The organism is Streptomyces sp. NPDC102514 (assembly GCF_055584525.1).
Map to the genome: position 1 here is coordinate 60,721 of NZ_JBVJLW010000009.1, position 22,818 is coordinate 83,538.

22 protein-coding genes are annotated in these 22,818 nt (G+C 70.8%); 12 read left to right on the plus strand and 10 right to left on the minus strand.

Translation table 11 applies throughout. The features are described 5' to 3' along the window. Positions 1-98: 98 nt before the first annotated feature. The 5 genes from araD to ACZ60E_RS23400 form a co-directional block, all read right to left on the minus strand. Entirely contained in the window at positions 99-1,862 is a 1,764-nt protein-coding gene (gene araD, locus ACZ60E_RS23380) for an L-arabinonate dehydratase (RefSeq protein ID WP_469442846.1), read from the minus strand. Continuing rightward, positions 1,859-2,776, minus strand: a complete 918-nt coding sequence (locus ACZ60E_RS23385) for a dihydrodipicolinate synthase family protein (protein ID WP_469442847.1) — start codon at positions 2,774-2,776, stop codon at positions 1,859-1,861. The genes araD and ACZ60E_RS23385 overlap by 4 nt, the downstream gene beginning before the upstream one ends. Then, complete coding sequence (locus ACZ60E_RS23390) at positions 2,773-3,429, minus strand: GntR family transcriptional regulator (RefSeq protein WP_384812038.1); 657 nt, start codon at positions 3,427-3,429, stop codon at positions 2,773-2,775. Before ACZ60E_RS23390 ends, ACZ60E_RS23385 begins: the two co-directional genes overlap by 4 nt. A gap of 175 nt (positions 3,430-3,604) precedes the next feature. Continuing rightward, positions 3,605-4,708 carry an endonuclease/exonuclease/phosphatase family protein gene (locus ACZ60E_RS23395; RefSeq protein ID WP_469442849.1) on the minus strand — a complete coding sequence of 368 codons (1,104 nt, stop codon included), beginning with the start codon at positions 4,706-4,708 and terminating at the stop codon, positions 3,605-3,607. A gap of 23 nt (positions 4,709-4,731) precedes the next feature. Further along, positions 4,732-5,394, minus strand: coding sequence for a M15 family metallopeptidase (locus tag ACZ60E_RS23400; RefSeq protein ID WP_469442851.1), 663 nt, complete (start codon positions 5,392-5,394; stop codon positions 4,732-4,734). A gap of 87 nt (positions 5,395-5,481) precedes the next feature. On the opposite strand from ACZ60E_RS23400, the gene ACZ60E_RS23405 reads away from it, so the two are divergent. Together ACZ60E_RS23405 and ACZ60E_RS23410 are read left to right on the plus strand one after the other, a co-directional pair. Next, on the plus strand, positions 5,482-6,186 hold the full coding sequence (locus ACZ60E_RS23405) for a response regulator transcription factor (protein WP_469442855.1): 705 nt from the start codon (positions 5,482-5,484) through the stop codon (positions 6,184-6,186). Then, a complete protein-coding gene (locus tag ACZ60E_RS23410) occupies positions 6,179-7,273 on the plus strand; it encodes a sensor histidine kinase (RefSeq protein ID WP_469442856.1) in 1,095 nt (364 codons plus the stop codon). The genes ACZ60E_RS23405 and ACZ60E_RS23410 overlap by 8 nt, the downstream gene beginning before the upstream one ends. A 76-nt stretch (positions 7,274-7,349) precedes the next feature. On the opposite strand, the gene ACZ60E_RS23415 is transcribed toward ACZ60E_RS23410, so the two are convergent. Beyond that, on the minus strand, positions 7,350-7,964 hold the full coding sequence (locus ACZ60E_RS23415; protein ID WP_469442858.1) for a TIGR03086 family metal-binding protein: 615 nt from the start codon (positions 7,962-7,964) through the stop codon (positions 7,350-7,352). A 201-nt stretch (positions 7,965-8,165) separates the two neighbouring features. Here ACZ60E_RS23415 and ACZ60E_RS23420 point away from each other — a divergent pair, with 201 nt between their 5' ends. Beyond that, positions 8,166-9,188 (plus strand): NAD(P)-dependent alcohol dehydrogenase, encoded by a 1,023-nt coding sequence (locus tag ACZ60E_RS23420; RefSeq protein WP_469442860.1) that lies wholly within the window; start codon positions 8,166-8,168, stop codon positions 9,186-9,188. A gap of 173 nt (positions 9,189-9,361) precedes the next feature. Continuing rightward, a complete protein-coding gene (locus ACZ60E_RS23425; protein WP_469442862.1) occupies positions 9,362-10,627 on the plus strand; it encodes an MFS transporter in 1,266 nt (421 codons plus the stop codon). A gap of 36 nt (positions 10,628-10,663) precedes the next feature. Here the strand turns inward: ACZ60E_RS23425 and ACZ60E_RS23430 are convergent, their stop codons facing one another. Both ACZ60E_RS23430 and ACZ60E_RS23435 read right to left on the minus strand, forming a co-directional pair. Beyond that, complete coding sequence (locus tag ACZ60E_RS23430) at positions 10,664-11,833, minus strand: hypothetical protein (protein WP_469442864.1); 1,170 nt, start codon at positions 11,831-11,833, stop codon at positions 10,664-10,666. Then, positions 11,830-12,771: a 5-dehydro-4-deoxyglucarate dehydratase gene (locus ACZ60E_RS23435; RefSeq protein WP_469442866.1), complete on the minus strand. Its 942-nt coding sequence runs from the start codon at positions 12,769-12,771 to the stop codon at positions 11,830-11,832. Before ACZ60E_RS23435 ends, ACZ60E_RS23430 begins: the two co-directional genes overlap by 4 nt. Positions 12,772-13,069: 298 nt before the next feature. Here ACZ60E_RS23435 and ACZ60E_RS23440 point away from each other — a divergent pair, with 298 nt between their 5' ends. From ACZ60E_RS23440 to ACZ60E_RS23475, 8 genes are all read left to right on the plus strand, one after another. Further along, positions 13,070-13,906 carry an NAD-dependent epimerase/dehydratase family protein gene (locus ACZ60E_RS23440; RefSeq protein ID WP_469442867.1) on the plus strand — a complete coding sequence of 279 codons (837 nt, stop codon included), beginning with the start codon at positions 13,070-13,072 and terminating at the stop codon, positions 13,904-13,906. A 299-nt stretch (positions 13,907-14,205) separates the two neighbouring features. After that, the gene (locus ACZ60E_RS23445) at positions 14,206-14,976 is read left to right on the plus strand and encodes a DeoR/GlpR family DNA-binding transcription regulator (protein ID WP_384812067.1); all 771 of its coding nucleotides are present in this window, start codon (positions 14,206-14,208) and stop codon (positions 14,974-14,976) included. A gap of 134 nt (positions 14,977-15,110) precedes the next feature. Then, positions 15,111-16,481 (plus strand): ABC transporter substrate-binding protein, encoded by a 1,371-nt coding sequence (locus tag ACZ60E_RS23450; RefSeq protein WP_469442871.1) that lies wholly within the window; start codon positions 15,111-15,113, stop codon positions 16,479-16,481. Continuing rightward, positions 16,478-17,419 carry a carbohydrate ABC transporter permease gene (locus tag ACZ60E_RS23455; protein WP_385836788.1) on the plus strand — a complete coding sequence of 314 codons (942 nt, stop codon included), beginning with the start codon at positions 16,478-16,480 and terminating at the stop codon, positions 17,417-17,419. The genes ACZ60E_RS23450 and ACZ60E_RS23455 overlap by 4 nt, the downstream gene beginning before the upstream one ends. Beyond that, positions 17,416-18,297, plus strand: coding sequence for a carbohydrate ABC transporter permease (locus ACZ60E_RS23460; protein ID WP_384812077.1), 882 nt, complete (start codon positions 17,416-17,418; stop codon positions 18,295-18,297). Before ACZ60E_RS23455 ends, ACZ60E_RS23460 begins: the two co-directional genes overlap by 4 nt. Then, positions 18,294-19,283 carry a zinc-dependent alcohol dehydrogenase family protein gene (locus tag ACZ60E_RS23465; protein WP_384812080.1) on the plus strand — a complete coding sequence of 330 codons (990 nt, stop codon included), beginning with the start codon at positions 18,294-18,296 and terminating at the stop codon, positions 19,281-19,283. Before ACZ60E_RS23460 ends, ACZ60E_RS23465 begins: the two co-directional genes overlap by 4 nt. A gap of 242 nt (positions 19,284-19,525) precedes the next feature. Beyond that, positions 19,526-19,747 carry a hypothetical protein gene (locus ACZ60E_RS23470; protein ID WP_469442875.1) on the plus strand — a complete coding sequence of 74 codons (222 nt, stop codon included), beginning with the start codon at positions 19,526-19,528 and terminating at the stop codon, positions 19,745-19,747. A 72-nt stretch (positions 19,748-19,819) separates the two neighbouring features. After that, complete coding sequence (locus ACZ60E_RS23475; protein WP_469443152.1) at positions 19,820-21,016, plus strand: TerD family protein; 1,197 nt, start codon at positions 19,820-19,822, stop codon at positions 21,014-21,016. Between the two features lie 94 nt (positions 21,017-21,110). On the opposite strand, the gene ACZ60E_RS23480 is transcribed toward ACZ60E_RS23475, so the two are convergent. After that, positions 21,111-22,127 (minus strand): 1-aminocyclopropane-1-carboxylate deaminase, encoded by a 1,017-nt coding sequence (locus ACZ60E_RS23480; protein ID WP_469442877.1) that lies wholly within the window; start codon positions 22,125-22,127, stop codon positions 21,111-21,113. A gap of 26 nt (positions 22,128-22,153) precedes the next feature. Continuing rightward, the gene (locus tag ACZ60E_RS23485; protein ID WP_385836263.1) at positions 22,154-22,798 is read right to left on the minus strand and encodes a GntR family transcriptional regulator; all 645 of its coding nucleotides are present in this window, start codon (positions 22,796-22,798) and stop codon (positions 22,154-22,156) included. Positions 22,799-22,818 lie beyond the last annotated feature (20 nt).

Consider the following 22,818-nt stretch of genomic DNA (forward strand, 5'->3'; position numbering starts at 1 on the left):
CCGGTGGTACGGGCGCGCGATCTTGATGGCAAGCGCTTTCACGTACGGTGTGCGGAAGCCGGACCGCGAGGGGCGAAGCGGTCCCGGGGTGGTACGGATCAGCCCGCGTACGGGTCCGGCACCTTGCCCGGCCGGGCCAGGAAGGCGAAGTCGCAGCCGGTGTCGGCCTGGGTGATCTGGTCGTTGTAGAGCGCGCCGTAGCCACGCTCGAAGCGCTCGGGCGGCGCGGTCCACTGCGCCCGCCGCCGCTCCAACTCCTCTTCGTCAACGTTGAGTTGAAGGGAACGCGCGTCGACGTCGAGGGTGATGCTGTCGCCGGTGCGGACCAGCGCGAGCGGCCCGCCGATGTACGACTCCGGCGCCACGTGCAGCACACAGGCGCCGTAACTCGTCCCGCTCATACGGGCGTCGGAGATCCGCACCATGTCCCGTACACCCTGCTTCAGCAGATGGTCGGGGATGGGCAGCATGCCGTACTCGGGCATGCCCGGACCGCCCTTGGGGCCCGCGTTGCGCAGCACCAGCACGGTGTCGGCGGTGATGCCCAACTCCGGGTCGTTGATGGTGCGTTGCATGGTCCGGTAGTCGTCGAAGACGACCGCGGGGCCGGTGTGCTTGAGCAGGTGCGGCTCGGCGGAGATGTGCTTGATGACCGCGCCGTCGGGGCAGAGGTTGCCGCGCAGGACGGCGACGCCCCCCTCGGCGGCGACGGGGTTCTCGCGGGTGCGGATGACCTCGTCGTTGTGCACCTGCGCCGGGGCGAGCTGTTCGCGCAGGGTGTCGTGCGAGACGGTCGGCCGGTCCAGATGCAGCAGATCGGTGATCCGCGACAGGAATCCGGGCAGGCCGCCGGCGAAGTGGAAGTCCTCCATGAGGTACCTGCGACCGCCGGGCCGTACGTTCGCGAGGACCGGCACCGTACGGGCGATGCGGTCGAAGTCGTCGAGGGTGAGCCGGGCTCCGGCCCGTCCCGCCATGGCGATGAGGTGGATGACGGCGTTGGTGGAGCCGCCGAGTCCGAGGACGGTCGTCACCGCGTCCTCGAAGGCCTCCTGGGTGAGGATGTCCGACAACTTGCGCTCCTTGCGGACCAGTTCGACGATCCTGAGCCCCGAGGCGGCGGCCATCCGGTCGTGCCCCGAGTCGACGGCGGGGATGCTGGAGGCGCCGGGCACGGTGACCCCGAGCGCCTCGGCCGCCGCGGTGAGCGTGGACGCCGTCCCCATGGTCATGCAGTGACCCGGCGAGCGCGCCAGACCGCTCTCCAGTTCGGTCATCTCGCAGTCGCCGATGAGCCCGGCGCGCTTGTCGTCCCAGTACTTCCACATGTCGGTGCCGGAGCCGAGGATCTCGTTGCGCCAGTGGCCCGGCAGCATGGGCCCGGCGGGCACGAACACGGTCGGCAGGTCGACGGACGCGGCGCCCATCAGCAGGGCGGGCGTGGACTTGTCGCAGCCGCCCATCAGGACGGCCCCGTCCACCGGGTACGACCTCAGCAGTTCCTCGGTCTCCATCGCGAGCATGTTGCGGTAGAGCATCGGGGTCGGCTTCTGGAAGGTTTCGCTGAGCGTCGACACCGGGAATTCGAGGGGGAAGCCGCCGGCCTGCCACACACCCCGCTTGACCGCCTGGGCACGGTCGCGCAGATGGACGTGGCAGGGGTTGATGTCGGACCAGGTGTTGAGGATCGCGATGACCGGCTTGCCGAGGTGCTCCTCGGGGAGGTAGCCGAGCTGACGGGTGCGGGCGCGGTGGCTGAAGGAGCGCAGGCCCTCGGTGCCGTACCACTGGTGGCTGCGCAACTGCCGCTCCGGAGAGGTGTTTTGACCGTCCTCGGGCGTCGATGGGCCGGCGTCGGTCATATGGACCACCCCCCGGCGATGGCGGCGACCTCGGCCCGTTCGGACTCGGGAAGCTGCCTGCTCGGCGGGCGGACGTCCCGGCGGCACAGGCCGAGCGAGGCCAGGGCCTCCTTCACGACCGTCACGTTGTTGGCGGAGCCGTTGGCCCCGCGCAGTTCCTCGAAGCGGCGGATCTGCTCCCAGACCTTCATCGCGCCCGCGTAGTCGCCGGAGCGCAGTGCCTCGATCATGTTCAGCGAGACGGCCGGGGCGACGTTCACGAGCCCGGAGGTGAAGCCCGTGGCGCCCGCCGAGAAGTACGAGGGCGCGTACGGCTCCGCGAGCCCGGCCACCCACACGAAGCGTTCGAGCCCCGCGTCCCGGGCGAACGCGGCGAAGCGGGCCGCGTCCGGCACGGCGTACTTCACGCCGATCACGTTCGGGCAGGCGTTGGCCAGTTCGGCGAGCCGGGCGCCGGCGAGCATCGGGTTGCGGATGTAGGGGACCACGCCCAGTTCGGGGACGGCCTCCGCGATCGCCCGGTGGTAGTCGACCCAGCCGTCCTCCGACACGTACGGGTGCACGGGCTGATGGACCATCACCATCTCGGCCCCGAGCTGCCGGGCGTGGCGGGCGGAGGCGACGGCGGTCGGCAGGTCGTGTCCGACGCCGACCAGGACGGTGGCCCGGCCCCGCGCCTCGTCGACGGTCAACTCCGTCACCAGGCGCCGCTCCTCGGGGCTGAGGGCGTAGAACTCGCCGGTGTTGCCGTTCGGGGTGACGATGCGGACACCGCCGTCGAGCGCCCGGCGCAGCAGCGCGCGGTGCACGTCCTGGTCGATGGAGCCGTCCTCGGCGAAGGGGGTCACGGGGATCGCCACCACGTCGGCGAGGGCGGCCCGTTGGGCCTCGAACGTGGTCGTGGTCGCGGTCATTCCTGCTCACCCTTTCCCTGGGCCTCGGGGAAGGCCCGTTGCACGAACGAGGCGATGTGCGAGTGCAGGGCGCGCGCCGCGCCGTCCGAGTCGCCGTCGAGGGCGAGCCGCAGGATCTCCCGGTGCTCGGCGGCCTCGCGCTCCCAGGACGGGTCGGCGGCCCAGGCGACCGCGGAGACCAGGGCGGCCTGGTCCCGGACCTCGTCGAGCATCCGGCCGAGCAGCGGGTTGCCGCAGCGGACGTACAGGGAGCGGTGGAACTCGCGGTTGGCGAGGGACCGCTGGGCGGTGTCGGTGGCGGCGTCGGCGCGTTCGAGCGCCTCGCGCGCCGTGTCGAGGGAGGTGCCGCGCAGGACGGAGCGCCGCAGGGCCTCCGGTTCGAGCAGCAGCCGCACGTCGTACACCTCGCGCGCCATGTCCGCGTCCACCATGCGCACCGTGACGCCCTTGTACTGGTTCATCACGACCAGCCCGGTACCGGCCAGGGTCTTGAGCGCCTCGCGCACCGGGGTCTTGGACACCCCGAACTGTGCGGCGAGCTCGGTCTCGACCAGGGCCTGCCCCGGGGTCAACTGCCCGGTGAGGATGCGGTGTTTGATCCCTTCCTGCACGAACTGCGTGCGGGAGGGGATCGGCGTGGGCACAGAGGTCATGCTCGCCTCTCGGTGGCGCGGAGCCCCCAGGGATCGAGGGCTCGCGTATCTGATCTCGCGTATCGCGTCTCATATATGACGTACGAAGTACGACGCGATGAAGCTAGAAGCGCCTCTGTGTTTCGTCAATGCTTCCGACAAAAGAAGTTGCCGTAGACGTCCGGCGGCCGTGGGTTCACCAGTCGATGGAGGCCGCCACCGGCAGATGGTCGCTGCCCGTGGACGGCAGGACCCGCGCGCTCCTCGGCTCCACTCCGCGGACCAGGATCTGGTCGATCCGCGCCACCGGGAAGCTCGCCGGCCAGGTGAAGCCGAAGCCGTCCCCGGCCGCGTCCTGGACCGAGTGCAACCGCGAAGTGATCCCGGCGAACGCGCGGTCGTCCAGGGTGCCGTTCAGGTCGCCCAGCAGCACCATCCGCTCGTTCGGCTCGGCGGCGACGGCCTCGCCGAGCGCCTTCGCGTTCCTGTCGCGCGAGTCCGTCCAGAAGCCCGACCTGGGGTTCACCCGGGCGGATCCCAGGTGGGCCACGTACACCGCGAGCGGCCCGTGGTCCGTGGCCACCGTGGTGCGCAGCGCCCGGTTCTCGGCCGTCGTGGTGTCGGCCGGTTTGGTCCTGGCCAGTGGCCCGACGTCCGTCTGGATGTCGACCGGCCGGGTGTCCGACAGCGGCAGCCTGCTCCACAGCCCGACCGTGCCGAGCACCGTGTGGTGCGGGTACGCCTTCGCCAGCCCCTTCTCGTACGTGCCCCGGTCCCGCGGGGTCAGTTCCTCCAGCGCCAGCACGTCCGCGCCGGAGGCGGCCAGGGCGCGGGCGGTACCGGCCGGATCGGGATTGCCCGCGCCGACGTTGTGGCTCGCCACGGTGAGGTCGCCGCCCGGGTGGGACCTGTCGCCGAGCAGCCCGCCGAAGAGGTTCAGCCACACCGTGACCGGCAGCAGCAGCGCGACCACGGCGGACGCGGAGCGGCGCCACAGGGCCCCGGCGAGCAGCACCGGGACGAACAGGCCCAGCCACGGCAGGAAGGTCTCCACCAGGCTGCCGAGGTTCCCGATCCGGTTCGGGATGCTCGCGTGCAGCAGCAGGGTCAGGCCGAGCAGCAGCGCCAGGGCCGCGAGGAACGGGCCGCGCTTCCAGGGGTCCGGGCGCAGGCCGGCGCGGATCACGCGGCGGACACCGGCCGCGACCGTCGCGCCCGCTGTGCCTGCTGTATCCGCTGCATCCGCTGTGCCCGCTGTGCCCGCTGTGCCGGTCACGTCAGCCGTGTCGGTCTGCGTCATCGTCCGTCCCCGCTCACTGTCGGTCACTGCTGCATCCTCGGGTCCTGGGTGGGGTTGGCGTACACGGGTGGGCAACGACGGCCGATCGCATGGGGGCGCAGTTCGAAGTGCCAGGGCTCGTTCCGGTAGATCTGGCACAGTCCGTGGTCGGCGCCGTGCTCGGACAGCCACTTCGCCGCGTCGGAGTGCCCGATGTCGACGGCGTCCCCCGACACGTGCGGAGACGTCGCCGCGGTGGCCACCCAGCGGGCGGCCTCGTCCGCGGACCCGTGGGCGGCGACCGCCTCGCGCAGCAGCCGGTTCTGGTACCTCGGGGAACGCCAGCCGCTGTTGACGTAGAACTCGACCCCGTCGGCCGCGGCGGCCGTCGCGGCCCGACGCAGGGCGTCGAGCAGCTCCCGATCCAGCTTCGTCACGGCGTCGAGGGTGTCGTCGAAGACCGTCACGCCGTCGTGGACGACACCGTCGGCCGAGGAGGACGGGGAATCCGACGAGAGCTTCGACGACGGGTTCGACGAGAACCAGGACATCGGCAGTCGGGGGCCGATGGCCATGGCCATCGCCGCCACGCCCGCGACGACGCCGGTCAGGGCGCCCGCCACGACGACGAGGAGGAGCCGGCGGATCGGGCGGGCCGGGCGGATCCGGCGGGTCGGTAATCGCGCAGGTGGTGGGGTTCGAGTCATGGCGCCAGTCAAGGCGGCGCGATGTTGCCCGCATGTATCCGGTTTTCGATACGCCGACGATAGGCGTCGGCTCGTAGCCTCAAGCACATGCGTGTGCTGATCGTCGAGGACGAGCCCTATCTGGCGGAAGCCATCCGCGACGGCCTGCGCCTGGAGGCGATCGCGGCGGACATCGCGGGCGACGGCGGCACCGCGCTGGAGCTGCTGGGCGTCAACGCGTACGACATCGCCGTACTCGACCGCGACGTTCCCGGGCCGTCCGGTGACGAGGTCGCCAAGGTCATCGTCGCCTCCGGCAGCGGTATGCCGATCCTGATGCTCACCGCCGCCGACCGTCTCGACGACAAGGCGAGCGGGTTCGAACTGGGCGCCGACGACTACCTCACGAAACCGTTCGACCTGCAGGAACTCGTCCTCAGGCTCCGGGCACTCGACCGCAGACGCGCCCACAGCAGGCCGCCCGTGCGGGAGATCGCGGGCCTGCGCCTGGACCCGTTCCGCCGCGAGGTCCACCGCGACGGCCGCTATGTCGCGCTGACCAGGAAGCAGTTCGCCGTACTGGAGGTCCTGGTCGCCGCCGAGGGCGGTGTCGTCAGCGCAGAGGAACTGCTGGAACGCGCGTGGGACGAGAACGCCGACCCGTTCACCAACGCCGTGCGCATCACCGTCTCGGCCCTGCGCAAACGGCTCGGCGAACCCTGGATCATCACCACCGTGCCGGGCGTCGGCTACCGCATCGAGCCACGACCGGAGGCGGCGGATGCCGAACACGAGGGAGACGACCGTGGATAGGGCCCCCGGTCTGAGCGTGCGCGCCAGACTCACCCTCAGCTACGCCGGGTTCCTCATGCTCGCCGGTGTTCTGCTGCTCGCCGCGGTGTGGCTGTTCCTCCTGCGGTACGTCCCCGACCGCGCGATGCTCATCAACGCCGACGACGACGGCATGAACGGTGTCTTCCCCATCCGGTCCGGCCTGCTGCGCGTGTTCGCCCCGAGGGCGGCGGCGGTACTGGCGTTCCTGCTGGTGTTCGGCCTGGTCGGAGGGTGGATCCTGGCCGGCCGGATGCTCGCCCCGCTGACCCGCATCACCGGCGCCACCCGGCTGGCCTCGGCCGGGGCGCTCTCCCATCGCATCCGGCTGCCGGGCCGCAAGGACGAGTTCCGCGAACTGGCCGACGCCTTCGACTCGATGCTGGCCCGGCTCGAAGAACACGTCGCCGAACAAAGGAGGTTCGCAGCGAACGCCTCGCACGAGCTGCGCACCCCGCTGGCGATCTCGAAGGCCCTCATCGATGTGGCCCGCACCGACCCGGACCACGACCCCGGCGAGGTCGTCGAACGCCTCCACGCCGTCAACACCCGGGCCATCGACCTCACCGAGGCACTGCTCCTCCTCGGCCGCGCCGAGCAGCGGACGTTCACGCGCGAAGACGTCGACCTGTCGCTCCTGGCCGAGGAGGCCGCCGAAACGCTCCTGCCCCTCGCGGAGAAGCGGGGCGTCACCCTGGAGACCCGCGGCGACATCACCCCCACCGTCGGATCGCCCGCGCTCCTCCTTCAGCTGACCACCAATCTCGTCCAGAACGCGATCGTCCACAATCTGCCCGACGGCGGCAGGGTGTGGGTGCGGACCGGCGTCCGGCCCGGCGGTGTGGTGCTCACGGTCGAGAACTCCGGCGAGAGGATCTGCCCGGAGCTGGCCTCGACCTTCACCGAGCCGTTCCGGCGCGGCGCCGAGCGCGTCCACACCGATCACGGAGGCGTCGGCCTCGGCCTGGCGATCGTCAGGACCATCGCCCACGCACACGACGGAACGCTCACCCTCACCCCGCGCCCCGCCGGCGGGCTCCGCGTCACGGTGGAACTGCCCGGAGCCTGAGGCCCGGAGCTTGAGGTCCGGAGACTGAGGTCTGGTGGTTGAGCCCGGGGCCTGAGGCCCGGGTCCTGAGATCCCCTCAGCGCTCCCCGGCGGCAGCCCGCCACTCCGGGTCCCGTCCGCTCAGTCCGATCACCCGGTCCAGCAGGGGCGCGCCCTCCGGGACGGCCACCACCGGGCCGAAGATGCTGCCGCGCGACGGGTCGTCGACGGACGCGGCCAGCATCCCGTACGCCGCCCGCAGGGCCGCCTCGTCGGGCACGTACTCCTGGCCGGTCGCGCGGGCCAGATCCCAGCCGTGCACGACGAGTTCGTCGGTGGCGACGATGCCCGCGATCTCGCCGGGCAGATCCACCCCGCCCGCCCGTGTCTGACCCGTCCACGCGGCCGGGTCACGCCAGGTCTCGGCCAACTCGACCAGCAGCTTGGGCAGTTCGCCGCGCCAGCCGGGTGTCAGGTCGGGCAGCCCGGCGGTGGGGGCGGTGTCCGTCGTGGCCCCGAGCTCCTTGCGTCCGGCGTCCCGGAAGGCCGCGGCGAGGCCGGTCAGATGCCCGACCAGATGGCGTACCGCGTAGTCCGGACACGGCGTCGCGTCCTCCAGCTGGTCCTCGCGCACCGCGTCCGCGATGCGCGCGACGATCAGGGCCTGCGGCCCCAGGTCGAGGGTCGTCTCGGTGCTCTCGCCGTCGCCCATGGTGGGTTCCTCTCGTCACAGGGTCGTCATGTGGTCGTCCTGAGGTGATCAGGGGTCGTCGGGGACTCATCGGGGAGTCGTCGGGGCTCGTATCGGGGTCGTCAGGGGGTAGACCGTCGGCCGTACGGAAACTCATCGCTTCCGCGCCCAAGATCGTGCTCAGGAATCTGGCCAGGCGTCCGAACCGCCGGGATGCTCGGGATGACCGGGATTCCCGGCGCCGGGGACCACGAGGGGAGCCACGTCATGAAGGCGATCGTCCAGGATGCCTACGGATCGGCGGACCTGCTGGAACTGCGGGAGATCGAGCGTCCCGTCCCCCGCGACGACGAGGTGCTGGTCGAGGTCCGCGCGGCCGGCCTCGGCCCCGAGGTGTGGCACCTCATGACGGGCCGCCCGCTGGTGGCGCGTGCCGTGCTCGGGCTCCGCAAACCCAAGAACCCGGTGCGGGGCTGGGACGGCGCCGGACGGGTCGAGGCCGTCGGGGCGAAGGTGACCGACTTCAAGCCGGGCGACGAGGTCTTCGGCAACTGCGAGGGTTCGTTCGCCGAGTTCGCGCGTGCCAAGGCCGCCAAGCTCGCCCTCAAGCCGGTCGGCCTCACCTTCGAGCAGGCGGCTGCCCTCCCCGTGTCGGCCGCGACCGCCCTCCAGGCCCTGAGCGGTCCGGCCCGCCCGAAGCAGGGCCGGCGGGTCCTCGTCATCGGCGCGTCCGGCGGGGTGGGCTGTTACGCCGTCCAGCTCGCCGCGATGTACGGGGCCGAGGTCACCGGTGTCTGCGGCCCCGGCGGCGCGGACTTCGTACGGGCCCAGGGCGCCGCGCACGTCATCGACTACACCACCGAGGACATCACCGACGGCCCGCACCCGCATCACTATGACGTCATCGTCGACAACGCGGGCCAGCGTCCCCTGTCCGTGCTGCGCCGTGTCCTGGCGCCGCGCGGCACCCTCGTGATCGTCGGCGGCGAGGGCGGCACCGCGCTGTTCGGCGGGCTGAGCCGCGGGCTGCGGGCCGTCCTGCTCTCGCCGTTCACCGGGCAGAACCTCCGCAATCTCGTCGCCGTCATCCGCCGCGAGGACCTGCTGGCCCTCAAGGACCTCGCCGAGAGCGGCAAACTCGTCCCGCCCGTCGACCGCACCTACCCCTTGGCCGAGACCGCGGAGGCCGTCCGCCATCTGGAGAAGGGCCACCCGCGGGGCAAACTCGTCATCACCGTCCCTTAGGCCCTGTCGTCAAATTCCCGCCTGCCGGGCGACGCCTGGCACGCCCTCCGGGCGGACGTCGGGAATTTGACGACAGGACCTAGGGCCCGTCCCCCCGGCGCTCCTGCCGCGTACCCCGCCTAAGGCACCTGCCCGATCCCCGCCCCGGGGCCTTAGCCCCACGATGACCAGGCATGACGGAACAAACACCGCGGGCACCGCGGACGTCTCGTGCGGCCGGGCCGTCCCGGGCTGCCCGGCCTGCGTGGGCGGTGGTCCGTGTCCTGCGGGACCGCAACGCCGGCCTGTATCTGGGCGGGGTCGTGGTCTCCGGGTTCGGCTCGTCGGCGATGTGGCTGGTGGCCGGGATCTGGGTGAAGGACCTGACCGGCTCGGACGGCCTGGCCGCCCTCTGCGTCTTCGCCCTGTGGGCGCCCACGCTGATCGGCCCGGCCCTGGGCACCCTCGCCGACCGCACCCGCCGCAGACCGCTGCTGGTGTGGACGAACCTGGGCCTGGCCGCGCTCCTCCTGCCGCTCTTCGCGGTCGGCTCACCGGGCACCCTGTGGATCCTGTTCGCCGTGCTCCTCCTCTACGGGGCGGCGGGCGTCGTCCATGATGCGGCGGAGGCGGCGCTGGTGGCCACCGCCGTCGACAAGCGGCTCCTCGGCGACTTCAACGGGCTGCGGATGACGGCCAACGAGGGCATGAAGCTGATCGCCCCGCTCGCCGGAGCGGGCCTGTACGCGGCGTACGGCGGCGCCCGCGTCGCCCTCCTGGACGCCGTCACCTTCGTCCTCGCCGCGGGCCTCTACACACTCCTGCGCGTCCAGGAGCCGCCGCCGCGCCTCGCGGAGGGCGCCGACGGATGGCACGCCCGGACCGTCGAGGGCGCCCGCCACCTGTGGGGTCACCCGGTCCTGCGCCCGCTCGTCCTCGCCGGCGGCACGACGATGCTCTTCGCGGGCGTCAACGGCGCGACGGTCTACGCGGTGGCTGAGGGCCTCGGCCACTCCCCCGCGTACGTGGGGCTGCTGTACGTCGCCCAGGGCGCCGGTTCGGTGGCGGTCGGCCTGGTCTCGGGGCCGCTCCTGCGGCGGCTGGGCGAACGCCGGTTCGCGCGGTACGGCATCGCGCTGACCGCCGTGGCCGTGACGGCTCGCGCGCTCCCGTACGACGCGGTGGCGCTCGCCTCGGCCGTGGCGGTGGGGGTCGGGCTGCCGTGCGTCCTGGTCGCGGCGCTCACCGCGGTGCAGCGGGAGACTCCGGGCGCGCTGCTCGGCCGTACGGCGGCGACCGCGAACACGGTGCTGTTCGCGCCGAACGCGGTGGGGCTCGCGCTCGGCGCGGGGCTGGTGGAACTCGTGCCGTATCAGGGGCTGTTGGTGGCCGTGGGGGTTGCGCGGCTCGTCACGGTGCTGCCCGGGTGCGGTTGGCCGCGCAGTTCCCCGCGCCCCTGAAAGGCGGGGCTCCGCCCCTGCCTTTCAGCGCTGCCGTCAGCCCAGTCGCCTCAGCGCCTCCGTCACCAGCGCCAGGTCCCCCTCCGACGCCAACCCCGCGTGGTAGAGCCGTAGTTCAGTGGCTCCTCGTTCGGCCGCCTGCGTCGCGTCCTCGTGGAGGGTCGCCGGGCTGCCGCCCATCCCCGCGACCACGGGGAAGTTGGCCGCCAGCACGTTTCCCTCTGCGGCGTGCGCCGCGAAGGGGGCGAGCAGCGCCGACCCTCCCCCGCACGGGACGACCACGCCGTCGGCGACGGTCAGGATGTGCCGCGGGTCCACGCCGGCGTTCGCGCCCACGTGGTACGAGTCCGGGTCCGCGTGCAGCAGGACGCGGAAGCCCTCGGGGGCCGCCGCCCGGACCGCGCCGACGACGTCCGTCTGGAGGGAGCGGGCAGCGGTGTCGCGCCACGCGCGCGTGGCCGTCGCGAGCTCGCCGCCCAGCAGCTTCTCCACGGCCTCCCAGCCCCCGGCGGGCGTCTCGCCGCGCCACACGGGCTCCAGGGCGCGCCGGACCGAGGCCGCCAACTCATCGGCGTCGAGACCCAGTTGCGTATACCCGTCACGGCACGACGGGCAGAAGCACAGTGACATCAGGTACGTCCCGGCGTCCCCGAGTGCGACACCGGACGTCTTGTCGTGGGCGTGCAGATGCGGGAGCCCGTACCAGCCGAGGGACTCCAGTTCCGTGCCCGCCGCTCCCGGCCGTACGGCCGCCTCCACGGCCAGGTCGGTCAGATGGGCGCGGGTCCCGGGCTGCGCGATGCAGGGAGCCCACGGATAGCGATCCCCGTACGCGTTGGTGACGGAGGTGTCCGGGAACTCCTCGCCCATACGGGAGTTGTGGGCGAGGACCACCCAGGTGTGCACGTCGAGCCCCGCGCCCGTGAGCGCCTCGGCGGCCTCCCCGTACGCGTCGCCGGGCGCCCAGTCGCCGGCCGCGTACGGCCGCAGTCTGCGCCCCTGCCAGCGTCCGGCGTCCGGCGGGTAGAGGACGGCGGCGTGCAGCGCGGTGACGATGCGGTGGCGGGGGTGGCGGGGGGTCAGCGCGCGCGTGGAGTGGTACGCGGACGCGAGGGTCGCCTGCCGTACGCCGAGCCCGGCGATGCGTGCCGCCGCCCCGGGGTCGCCGTTGACGTCCCACGGGTAGACGAAGGCCGACGCCCTCACTTGGCCTCCTCCAGCAGCGCGTGGCCGCGTTCGATCAGCTGGGCGAGCTGCTTGAGGTGGTCCTCGGCCGGTTCGTGCAGCGGCGGCCGTACCTCGCCCACGTCGAGCCCCCGCAGCCGTACCCCGGCCTTGACGAGCGAGACGGCGTATCCGCGGCCCTGGGCGCGCAGTTCGACGAGCGGCCGGTAGAAGCCGTCGAGCAGCCGGTTGACGGTCGCGTCGTCGCCGGAGCCCATGGCGCGGTGGAAGGCGAGGGCGATCTCGGGCGCGAAGCAGAAGACGGCGGACGAGTAGAGCGTGATGCCGATGCCCCGGTAGGCGAGGCCGGTGAGTTCGGCGGTCGGCAGCCCGTTGAAGTACAGGAATTCGCCCGGCACCTCGGACCGTACGGCGCTGACGATGCGCTGCATGAGGTCGAGGTCGCCGGTGCCGTCCTTGAAGCCGATGACCCCTTCGGTGCGGGCCAGTGCGACCACGGTCTCCGGGGTGAACACGGCGTTGTCGCGCTGGTACACGATGATGTCGAGCGAGGTGGCGCCGGCCAGTTCCGTGTAGTGCCGCAGCAGCCCCTCCTGCCCGGCGACCACCAGGTACGGCGGCATGGCGAGCAGCCCGTCGGCGCCGGCCTCCTCGGCGAGCCGCGCGTACCGCACCGCGAGGGCGGTCCCGTAGCCCGCGCCCGCGACGACGGGCACCCGGCCCGCGGTCGCCTCGACGGCGGCCCGGACGCAGGTCTGGAACTCCTCGGGCGTGAGCGCGTGGAACTCGCCGGTGCCGCAGCAGGCGAAGACGGCGGCGGCACCGGCCTCCACGCCCCGCCGGACGTGCTCGCGGTAGACGTCCAGATCGATGGCTCCGTCACGGTCGTACGCGGTGACGGGGAAGAACAGCGGCCCGCTGGGGATACTGAGTCGAGCGGCGAGGGGGGCTGACGACACGGGCTCTCCCTAGAGCATGTACGTACACGCCACCCGTGCACGTTTCTGATTTGCGTCCATATCTCTGAACTCGCCCACGCTAGAGCTCGCCGTCGGGACCGGTCAAGCGGGCAAACCCGCATTCCCGGAGCAATTCCGGAGCAAGAAAGGACCGGAAATCAAACCGACCGACAACGGATCCCCACCCTTCGCGCGACACTTGACGCGAGCGGCGAACGATCCATAGCGTGTCCATGGATGTGAATGCCGTACACGCTTACGCATATGCATACGGCTGCTGATTCTAGGAGACCCGAGGATGCCCGCTCCGCGCACCGCTCCCCGCACTGTCCTGCTCACCGGCGCCGCCGGCGGCCTCGGCACCCTGATGCGCGGACTGCTCCCCGCCTACGGCTACGAACTGCGCCTCCTCGACATGCGGCCCATCGACGGCGAGCCCGACGCGATCACCGCGGACCTCGGCGACAAGGAGGCCCTGCGCGAGGCCGTCCGGGGCGTTGACGCCGTCATCCATCTCGCGGGCATCTCCCTCGAGTCCACCTTCGAGAAGATCCTGAAGGCGAACATCGAGGGCACGTACAACCTGTACGAGGCCGCGCGCGAGGAGGGCGTCGGGCGGATCGTCTTCGCCTCCTCCAACCACGCGGTCGGCTTCACCCCGCGCCCCGAGGGCGAGGCACCCCACGAACCCGGCGCGCTCATCCCCATCGACACACCCCGCCGCCCGGACACCTTCTACGGCCTCTCCAAGTCCTTCGGCGAGGACCTGGCGCAGTTCTACTGGGACAAGCACGGTCTGGAGACCGTCTCCGTGCGCATCGGCTCCTGCTTCCTGGAGCCGACCACCGTGCGCATGCTGTCGGTCTGGATGAGCCCCGGCGACGGCGCCCGCCTCTTCCACGCGGCCCTGACCGCCGAGCACGTCGGCCACAGCGTCGTCTACGGCTCCTCCGCCAACACGCGCCTGTGGTGGGACCTGTCGAGTGCCCGCGCGCTGGGTTACGAGCCGCAGGACGACTCCGAGCAGTACGCCGAGAAGCTGATCGCGGACCAGGGCGAACTGGACCCGGCGAACCCGGACCACGCCCGCCTCGGCGGCGCCTTCGTCACCAACCCCCCGGTGTGGCCCTACTGACGCTCCGGGCCGGCCGCAGCGGGCCCCGTCGACACTTCAAGCCACTCCACACGGACGACCTCACAGGGCGGACGGGCACCGAACGGGCCCGTCCGCCCCGCCGTTCGGGCACGCCCCCTGCCCGAATTACGCTCCGCCGCAGGTCCGCCGCGGGCCTCCGTCTCACCCAACGGGCACACACGGGCGCCATCGGACCCGCAACAGACCTGGTCAGTGGCGCGTACCCGCTGTAGAACTTCCCCCATGGGTCGAACGGGCCCGAACGGGCAGTAGGCGCGTACGCAAGGGAGCGGAAGCGGGTGTCGGGCATGAGCGCGGAAGAACGGCAGCGGGCGATCGTGAAGACCGCCCGACGCACGGGCGCCGTCGACGTGAACGAGCTCGCGGCCGAGCTGGGCGTCGCCAGGGAGACCGTGCGCCGCGATCTGCGCGCCCTGGAGGACCACGGCCTCGTCCGCCGCACCCACGGCGGCGCCTACCCCGTGGAGAGCGCCGGTTTCGAGACGACGCTCGCCTTCCGCGCCACCAGCCACGTACCCGAGAAGCGCCGGATCGCCGCCGCGGCGGCCGAGCTGCTCGGGGACGCGGAGACGGTCTTCGTCGACGAGGGCTTCACCCCCCAGCTCATCGCCGAGTCACTGCCCAGGGACCGACCGCTGACCGTGGTCACCGCTTCCCTGGCCACCGCGGGCGCGCTCGCCGAGGCCGACAACAAGACGGTCCTGCTGCTCGGCGGCCGGGTCAGGCCCGGCACGCTGGCCACCGTCGACCACTGGACGACGAAGATGCTCGCGGGCTTCGTCATCGACCTGGCGTTCATCGGCGCCAACGGCATCTCGCGCGAACACGGCCTCACCACCCCCGATCCAGCCGTCAGCGAGGTCAAGTCACAGGCCATCAGGGCCGCGCGCCGCACGGTCTTCGCGGGCGTGCACACCAAGTTCGGTGCCGTCAGCTTCTGCCGCTTCGCGGAGATCAGCGCCCTGGAGGCGATCGTCACCAGCACGTTCCTCCCCACCTCCGAGGCCCACCGCTATTCGATGCAGGGCCCTCAGGTCATCCGGGTCTGACCCCGGAGTCCGCACACCCGACCGACCCACTACAGCGGCACCACCCTCCCCCTGCCAGTCCCTCGCAAGTCCCTGTCCATCCCTCTGCCATCCCCTTGTCATCCCATTTGTACTGATACATCCAGGAGTGATCCATGCGAACCCAGAGCCGACGGAGGCCGCGCGCGATGTTCGCCGCGGCCGCCGCAGGGACGCTGCTCGCCCCGCTGCTCTCCGGTTGCTGGGCCGGAGCGGGCGGTGCGGGCTCCGGTGGCAACTCCATCAACGTCCTCATGGTCAACAACCCGCAGATGGTGGAGCTGCAGAAGCTCACCGCCGCGCACTTCACCAAGGAGACCGGCATCAAGGTGAACTTCACCGTGCTGCCGGAGAACGACGTCCGCGACAAGATCAGCCAGGACTTCGCCAACCAGGCCAGCCAGTACGACGTCGCGACGCTCTCCAACTACGAGATACCGATCTACGCCAAGAACGACTGGCTGCACGAGATGGACTCGTACGTCGCCAAGGACCCGGGCTACGACGAGCAGGACGTCCTCAAGCCCATGCGCCAGTCCCTCACCGCGGAGGACGGCAAGCTCTACGGACAGCCCTTCTACGGCGAGTCGTCCTTCCTGATGTACCGCAAGGACGTGTTCGCGGCGAAGGGCCTGACGATGCCCGACCACCCGACCTGGGACGAGGTCGCCGACCTCGCCGCCGAGGCCGACGGCGCAGAGTCCGGCATGAAGGGCATCTGCCTGCGCGGCCTGCCCGGCTGGGGCGAGATCATGGCCCCGCTCACCACGGTCGTGAACACCTTCGGCGGCACCTGGTTCGACAAGGACTGGAAGGCACGGCTCGACTCCCCCGAGTTCGAGAAGGCGACCAAGTTCTATGTGGACCTCGTCCGCAAGCACGGCGAGTCCGGCGCGGCCCAGTCCGGCTTCGCCGAGTGCCTCAACAACCTGACCCAGGGCAAGGTCGCCATGTGGTACGACGCCACCTCCGCGGCCGGTTCCCTGGAGTCGGCGAAGTCCCCGGTCAAGGGCAAGATCGGCTACGTGCCGGCGCCGGTCGACAAGACGGAGTCCTCCGGCTGGCTCTACACCTGGGCCTGGGGCATCCAGGACGCCTCCCGCAACCCCGACAAGGCGTGGAAGTTCGTCTCCTGGGCGTCCAGCAAGGAGTACGAGCAGCTGGTGGGCGACGAGATCGGCTGGTCCAACGTGCCGGCCGGCAAGCGCGCCTCGACGTACACGAACGCCGACTACCGCAAGGAGGCCGGCGCCTTCCAGGAGATGACCAAGGAAGCCATCGAGGGCGCCCGGCCCACCGATCCCGGCGTACAGCCGCGGCCCGCGCCCGGCATCCAGTTCGTCGGCATCCCCGAGTTCACCGATCTCGGCACCAAGGTCTCGCAGGAGATCAGCGCGGCCATCGCCGGACGCCAGTCCGTCGAGTCGGCCCTGAAGAAGTCCCAGAAGCTGGCCGAGGAGATCGCCGAGGAGTACGAGGGACGATGACCGCGACAACGACAGCCCCCGTGGCCGCACCATCCGTACACACGCAGAAGAAGCAGCCCTCCGGCCGCATGCGCGCCTGGGCGACCCGGGCCCCGCTCCTGCCCGCCCTGATCTTCATGATCGCCGTGACCCAGCTGCCGTTCGTGGCCACGCTGGTGATCTCCTTCTTCGACTGGAACTCCCTCTACCCGGACGCCCGCAGCTTCACGGGCTTCGGCAACTACACCGAGGTCCTCACCGACGCGGCCCTGCGCAAGTCGGTCTGGACGACCATCCTGCTCACCGTCGGCGTCGTCCTGGCCAGCCTGGTCCTGGGCCTGGGCCTCGCCCTCCTCCTGGACCGCAAGTTCCGGGGCCGCGGCCTGGTCCGCACCCTCCTGATCGCGCCCTTCCTGGTGGTGCCCGTAGCAGCCGCCCTGCTCTGGAAGCATGTGCTCTACAACCCTGAGTACGGCCTGCTCAATGGCTTGCTGCACTATGTGGGCGGCCCACAGCCCGACTGGATCTCCAACACCCCGCTGCTCGCCATCGAGGCGTCCCTCGTCTGGCAGTGGACGCCCTTCATGATGCTGATCCTGCTGGCGGGCCTGCAGAGCCGGGACCACCAGCAGATCGAGGCGGCCAGGGTCGACGGCGCGAGCAACTGGCAGGTCTTCCGCTACCTCACGCTGCCCCACCTGCGCCGCTACCTCGAACTGGGCGCCCTGCTCGGCTCGATCTACATCGTGCAGAACTTCGACGCGGTCTTCACCATCACCTCGGGCGGTCTGGGCACGGCGAACCTCCCCTACACCGTCTACCAGACCTTCTACCAGGCCCACGAGAACGGCCTCGCCTCCGCGGCCGGCGTCCTGGTCGTCATCGGCTCCATCATCATCGCGACCTTCGCGCTGCGCGTGGTCTCGTCCCTGTTCCGCGAGGAGGTGGGCCGCGCATGAGCGCCACAGCCGTACGTGTACGCCCCAGCAGCACCAAGTCCGCCGACCCAGGCCCCCGCCGCCCCAAAGGACGGGGCCTCGGCCTGGTCGCCTGGCTGGCCGGCATCGTCTTCTTCCTGCCCATCGCCTGGATGGCGCTGACGTCCTTCCACTCCGAGGAGGACGCGGCGACGAATCCACCGTCCTTCGCGGCGCCCCTCACCCTCGACGGCTACCGCGAGTTCTTCGGCACCGGCGGCGGGGCGAGCCCCTGGCCGTCCCTGATCAACTCGACCGTGGCGTCCCTGGCGTCGACGCTCCTGGTCCTGATCCTCGCCCTCCCCGCGGCGTACGCGCTCTCCATCCGCCCGGTCAAGAAGTGGACGGACGTCCTCTTCTTCTTCCTCTCCACGAAGATGCTGCCGGTCGTCGCGGGCCTCCTCCCGATCTACCTCTTCGCGAAGAACACCGGAATGCTGGACAACATCTGGCTCCTGGTCATCCTCTACACCTCGATGAACCTGCCGATCGCGGTGTGGATGATGCAGTCCTTCCTCTCCGAGGTCCCGGTGGCGATCATCGAGGCGGCACAGATAGACGGCGCGAAACTCCCCACCATCCTCACCCGCGTCGTAGCTCCGATCGCCCTCCCCGGTATCGCGGCCACCTCCCTCATCTGCTTCATCTTCAGCTGGAACGAACTGCTGTTCGCCCGGGTACTCACAGGCGTGGTGGCGGAGACAGCCCCCGTCTTCCTGACCGGCTTCATCACCAGCCAGGGCCTGTTCCTGGCGAAGGTGTGCGCCGCGTCGCTCGTCGTCTCCCTGCCGGTGCTCGCCGCAGGGTTCGCCGCCCAGGACAAACTGGTCCAGGGCCTGTCGCTGGGAGCCGTGAAATGAAGGCCGCAGTCATCGAGTCCGTCGGAAAGGCCGTCGTCTCCGAGGTCCCGGACCCGACGCCGGGCCCCCGCGAGGTCGTCGTGGAGGTGTCCGCCTGCGGGCTGTGCGGCACGGACCTGCACATCCTCCAGGGCGAGTTCGCCCCCAAGCTGCCGATCGTCCCCGGCCACGAGTTCGCGGGCGAGGTGGTCGGCGTGGGCCGGCAGGTCACCGAACTATCGGTCGGCGACCAGGTCGCCGTGGACCCCTCCCTCTACTGCTACGAGTGCCGCTACTGCCGTACGGGCCACAACAACCTCTGTGAGCGCTGGGCCGCGATCGGCGTCACCACGGCGGGCGGCGCCGCCCAGTACGCGGTCGCACCGGTGGCGAACTGCGTGAAGCTCCCCGAGCACGTACGCACCCAGGACGCGGCCCTGATCGAACCGCTCTCCTGCGCGGTACGCGGCTACGACGTCCTCAACTCCCGCCTTGGCTCCCACGTCCTGATCTACGGCTCCGGGACGATGGGCCTGATGATGCTGGAGCTGGCGAAGCGGACGGGCGCGGCGAGCGTCGACATGGTCGACATCAACGCGCAGCGCCTCACGACCGCCCAGAAGCTGGGCGTCTCCGCGTCCGCGACCAGCGCCGACGAGCTGGACCGGCCGCAGGGCTGGGACCTGGTGGTCGACGCCACGGGCAACGCGGCGGCGATCCAGGACGGCCTGGAACGGGTCGCCAAGGCGGGCACGTTCCTCCAGTTCGGGGTGGCCGACTACGCGACGCGGGTGTCCATCGACCCGTACCGCATCTACAACCAGGAGATCACGATCACCGGTTCGATGGCGGTGCTCCACAGCTTCGAGCGTGCGGCGGAACTGTTCGCGACGGGCGTCCTGGACCCGGACATCTTCATCAGCGACCGCCTCCCGCTGGACCAGTACCCCCAGGCCCTGGACCAGTTCGCCTCAGGCATCGGCCGAAAGATCGTGGTGATCCCCTAACCCTTTCCTCGCCCCCGCCGCCCCTACCCATCCCGTCACCGCATGGGGGCTGCGCCCCCTCGCCCCCGTTGTGCAGTTCCCCGCGCCCCCAGGTACCCAGGGGCGCGGGGAACTGCGCAATCCTTTGGGCCCACCCCCCCCCACGGGGCTCGGGGCGAAGCCCCGACGGGACGGGAACGGGTAGGGGCGGCGGGGGCGAAAACCCTTAGGCGACCCCCCACCCCCCGCCCTAACATCCCCCCATGCCCAAACCAAACGGCTTCACCTACACCCAGCACCCCGACGACACGGTCACGATCACTCACGGCCCCCGCCCCGCAACGACCCTCCGCGGCCCAAGAGCCACCCGATTCCTCGCGGAGGTGGAGAAGGGCGACCCCCAGCTCGTCATGGCCCGCTGGACGGGCAACTACAAACACGGCAACGAACGAACCGCCCGCAACCACCCCCGCAACCGCCACTGACCCGCTCGGCCGATTCCCCGCTTGGTAAGGGAACGGCAAAGCCGGTCCGCTCGTTCACCCGGCATGACAGCTATGACCCCCGGCTCGAACATCCCTCTCCCCGTCACCCGCGTGACGGTGGACGTCGCCGCCCCGGTGCGGCTCGACGTATCGGGCCTGCTGCTCACCGCCGACGGCAAGGTGCGCTCCGACGACGACTTCATCTTCTACAACCAGCCGTCCGGCCAGGGCGTGACGTACCGCTCCGGCGGCGGCAGCTCCCCCGACTCGATCACGGTCGACACGACAGCCGTGCCCCAGGGCATCGAGAAGATCGTCGTCACCGCGAGCCCGGACGCGGCGGGCCAGACGTTCCAGGGCATCGAGCCGACGGCGACGATCCGCAACGCGGACGACGGCTCGGTCCTCGCCTCCTTCACCCCGCCCCAGCTCGGCGCGGAGACGGCCCTGGTCATCGTCGAGGTCTACCTGCGCAACGGCGCATGGAAGGCCCGCGCGGTCGGCCAGGGATATTCGAACGGCCTGGCGGGCATCGCCACGGACTTCGGCGTGACGGTCGAGGAGCCGGCCGCCCCGGCCCCGGTGGCCGCCCCCACCCTCCACCAGCCCCCGTCGGCACCCCCGGTCACCACACCGGCGGCCCCGCCCGCGCCCCCGACTCCCCCGGTGGCACCGCCCGCCCCGGGCACCGGCAAGATCAACCTCGACAAGGGCCGAGTAAACCTCCAGAAGAACCAGACAGTCTCCCTCACCAAGGGCGGCAGCCCCTTCCTCTCCCAGGTGAAGATGGGCCTGGGCTGGGAGCCGGCGTACCGGGGCAAGGACATCGACCTCGACGCCTCCGTCATCGCCTACGGCCCGAACCGCAACCACATCGACAGCTGCTACTTCGGCAAGCTCTCCATCGTGAACGGCGCGATCAAGCACTCCGGCGACAATCTCACGGGCGAGGGCGGCGGTGACGACGAGGTGATCGTCGTGGACCTCGGCCGTCTCCCCCAAGAGGTGACGGGCCTGGTCTTCACGGTCAACAGCTTCTCCGGCCAGAAGTTCACCGAAGTGGCGAAGGCCTACTGCCGCCTCCTGGACGCGGCCACGGGCGAGGAACTGGTCCGCTTCGACCTCACCACCGCGGAGCCCCAGACCGGCGTGATGATGGCCAAGCTCATCAAGCAGTTCTCCGGCGAATGGGAGATGACGGCCCTCGGCAACTTCGTCAAGTCCCGCACGGTCCGAGGCATGGTCAAGCCGTCGGCCCAGTCCCTGTAAACACCCGCTCCACCCCACCACGCGCCACCCGCCGACGCACCTGCCCCGCCCCCACCCTCACCCCCACCGCAGGCGCACCTCAGAACAACCACCGTCAGAACAGAGCGCTGTACGCATTCAACGCAGGCTGCCCACCCAGATGCGCGTACAACACCACAGACTCCCGCCCGATCTCCCCGCGCGTCACGAGATCGGCCATCCCCGCCATGGACTTCCCCTCGTACACGGGATCGGTGACCATGCCCTCGGTCCGAGCGGCCAGCCGCATGGCCTCCAACGTCACGTCGTCGGGAATCCCGTAGGTCCCCCCGTGATACCGCCCGTCCAACTCGACATCGGCCTCGGTCAACTCCGCCCGCACACCGATGAGCCGCCCGGTGTTCTGAGCGATCCGGGAAATCTGCTCCCGAGTCCGATCGGGCGCGGCAGACGCATCGATCCCGACAACACGCCGCCCCCGCCCCCCGGCTTCCTCCAGCGCACGGAACCCGGCCACCATCCCGGCCTGAGTGGACCCGGTAACGGAACACACAACAACGGTGTCGAAGAAAACCCCCAACTCCGCCTCCTGCTGGGCGACTTCATAAGCCCACCCGGCAAACCCAAGCCCACCGAGCGGATGATCAGAGGCCCCCGCGGGAATGGCGTACGGCTTCCCGCCCGCCTCCTCGACCTCCCGCAGCGCCAGCTCCCAGCTCTCCTTGAACCCGATCCCGAACCCGGCCCGCACGAGCCGCACATCGGCCCCGGCCAGCCGGCTGATCAGGATGTTGCCGACCTTGTCGTACACGGAGTCGGGCCAGTCCACCCAACTCTCCTGCACGAGCACGCATTTGAGCCCGGCCCGAGCGGCACAGGCAGCGACCTGCCGGGTGTGGTTCGACTGCACCCCACCGATCGACACGAGCGTGTCGCACCCTTTGGCGAGCGCGTCCGCGACGAGGTACTCCAGCTTCCGGGTCTTGTTGCCCCCGTACGCGACACCGGAGTTGCAGTCCTCCCGCTTGGCCCAGAGCGAGGCCCCACCGAGATGCGCGGTCAACCGCTCCAACCGATGCACGGGCGACGGCCCGAACAGAAGGGGATACCGCTCGAACGAGTCCAGAGACATGGATCCTCCAAGGTCACACAGCCAGATCAGTCAAGGTCGACAAGCCCTTCGAGCCCCCGCCAGATCTCCGAGGTAACCCGAACCGCGCCATCCACGTCACCCTCCGCACACGCCTCGATGAGCCGCTCGTGCAACCCGGCCGAGCGGCAGTTGCCCCCCTCACCGAACCGCCGCCGCTCCAGCCGTCGAATCAACGGCGTGTACCGCGCAACGGTGGCCGCGGCAGCCCGATTGCCACTCACCCGCACCAGCACGTCGTGCAGCTCGTCGTCGGCACGCAGGGCGGCATCGACATCCCCCGCACGCACGGCATGCGAGAACCGCGCGTTCGCCGACCGCATGGCATTGACATCCGCCCCACCCAGCCGCGGCACGGCGACGCGCACGACCAGCTCGTGCATGGCCCCGACGACGGCCGCCGCGTCCCGCACATCGGCGGCGACGACCGCGGTCACCCGCGTATAGCTCTGCGGCTTGCTCTCCAGCAGCCCTTCGTCGACGAGCCGCGCGAAGGCTTCCCGTACGGGCGCCCTGGACAGCCCGAGCCGCTCGGCGAGCTCGGCGTCGCGCACGACCGCGCCGGGCTCGATCTCCCCGGCCACGATGGCGTCACGAAGGGACGCGTAGGCCTGATCCCGAAGGAGCGTCCGCGACACCGGCCGAATAGTCATAACTAAAATGTTAGATGTCA

Excerpts from the sequence above, each read along its gene's own strand:
- araD (WP_469442846.1), bottom strand. The coding sequence starts at position 1,862 with ATGACCGACGCCGGCCCATCGACGCCCGAGGACGGTCAAAACACCTCT.
- ACZ60E_RS23385 (WP_469442847.1), bottom strand. The coding sequence starts at position 2,776 with ATGACCGCGACCACGACCACGTTCGAGGCCCAACGGGCCGCCCTCGCC.
- ACZ60E_RS23390 (WP_384812038.1), bottom strand. The coding sequence starts at position 3,429 with ATGACCTCTGTGCCCACGCCGATCCCCTCCCGCACGCAGTTCGTGCAG.
- ACZ60E_RS23395 (WP_469442849.1), bottom strand. The coding sequence starts at position 4,708 with ATGACGCAGACCGACACGGCTGACGTGACCGGCACAGCGGGCACAGCG.
- ACZ60E_RS23400 (WP_469442851.1), bottom strand. The coding sequence starts at position 5,394 with ATGACTCGAACCCCACCACCTGCGCGATTACCGACCCGCCGGATCCGC.
- ACZ60E_RS23405 (WP_469442855.1), top strand. The coding sequence starts at position 5,482 with ATGCGTGTGCTGATCGTCGAGGACGAGCCCTATCTGGCGGAAGCCATC.
- ACZ60E_RS23415 (WP_469442858.1), bottom strand. The coding sequence starts at position 7,964 with ATGGGCGACGGCGAGAGCACCGAGACGACCCTCGACCTGGGGCCGCAG.
- ACZ60E_RS23420 (WP_469442860.1), top strand. The coding sequence starts at position 8,166 with ATGACCGGGATTCCCGGCGCCGGGGACCACGAGGGGAGCCACGTCATG.
- ACZ60E_RS23425 (WP_469442862.1), top strand. The coding sequence starts at position 9,362 with ATGACGGAACAAACACCGCGGGCACCGCGGACGTCTCGTGCGGCCGGG.
- ACZ60E_RS23440 (WP_469442867.1), top strand. The coding sequence starts at position 13,070 with ATGCCCGCTCCGCGCACCGCTCCCCGCACTGTCCTGCTCACCGGCGCC.
- ACZ60E_RS23450 (WP_469442871.1), top strand. The coding sequence starts at position 15,111 with ATGCGAACCCAGAGCCGACGGAGGCCGCGCGCGATGTTCGCCGCGGCC.
- ACZ60E_RS23455 (WP_385836788.1), top strand. The coding sequence starts at position 16,478 with ATGACCGCGACAACGACAGCCCCCGTGGCCGCACCATCCGTACACACG.
- ACZ60E_RS23460 (WP_384812077.1), top strand. The coding sequence starts at position 17,416 with ATGAGCGCCACAGCCGTACGTGTACGCCCCAGCAGCACCAAGTCCGCC.
- ACZ60E_RS23465 (WP_384812080.1), top strand. The coding sequence starts at position 18,294 with ATGAAGGCCGCAGTCATCGAGTCCGTCGGAAAGGCCGTCGTCTCCGAG.
- ACZ60E_RS23470 (WP_469442875.1), top strand. The coding sequence starts at position 19,526 with ATGCCCAAACCAAACGGCTTCACCTACACCCAGCACCCCGACGACACG.
- ACZ60E_RS23475 (WP_469443152.1), top strand. The coding sequence starts at position 19,820 with ATGACCCCCGGCTCGAACATCCCTCTCCCCGTCACCCGCGTGACGGTG.
- ACZ60E_RS23480 (WP_469442877.1), bottom strand. The coding sequence starts at position 22,127 with ATGTCTCTGGACTCGTTCGAGCGGTATCCCCTTCTGTTCGGGCCGTCG.
- ACZ60E_RS23485 (WP_385836263.1), bottom strand. The coding sequence starts at position 22,798 with ATGACTATTCGGCCGGTGTCGCGGACGCTCCTTCGGGATCAGGCCTAC.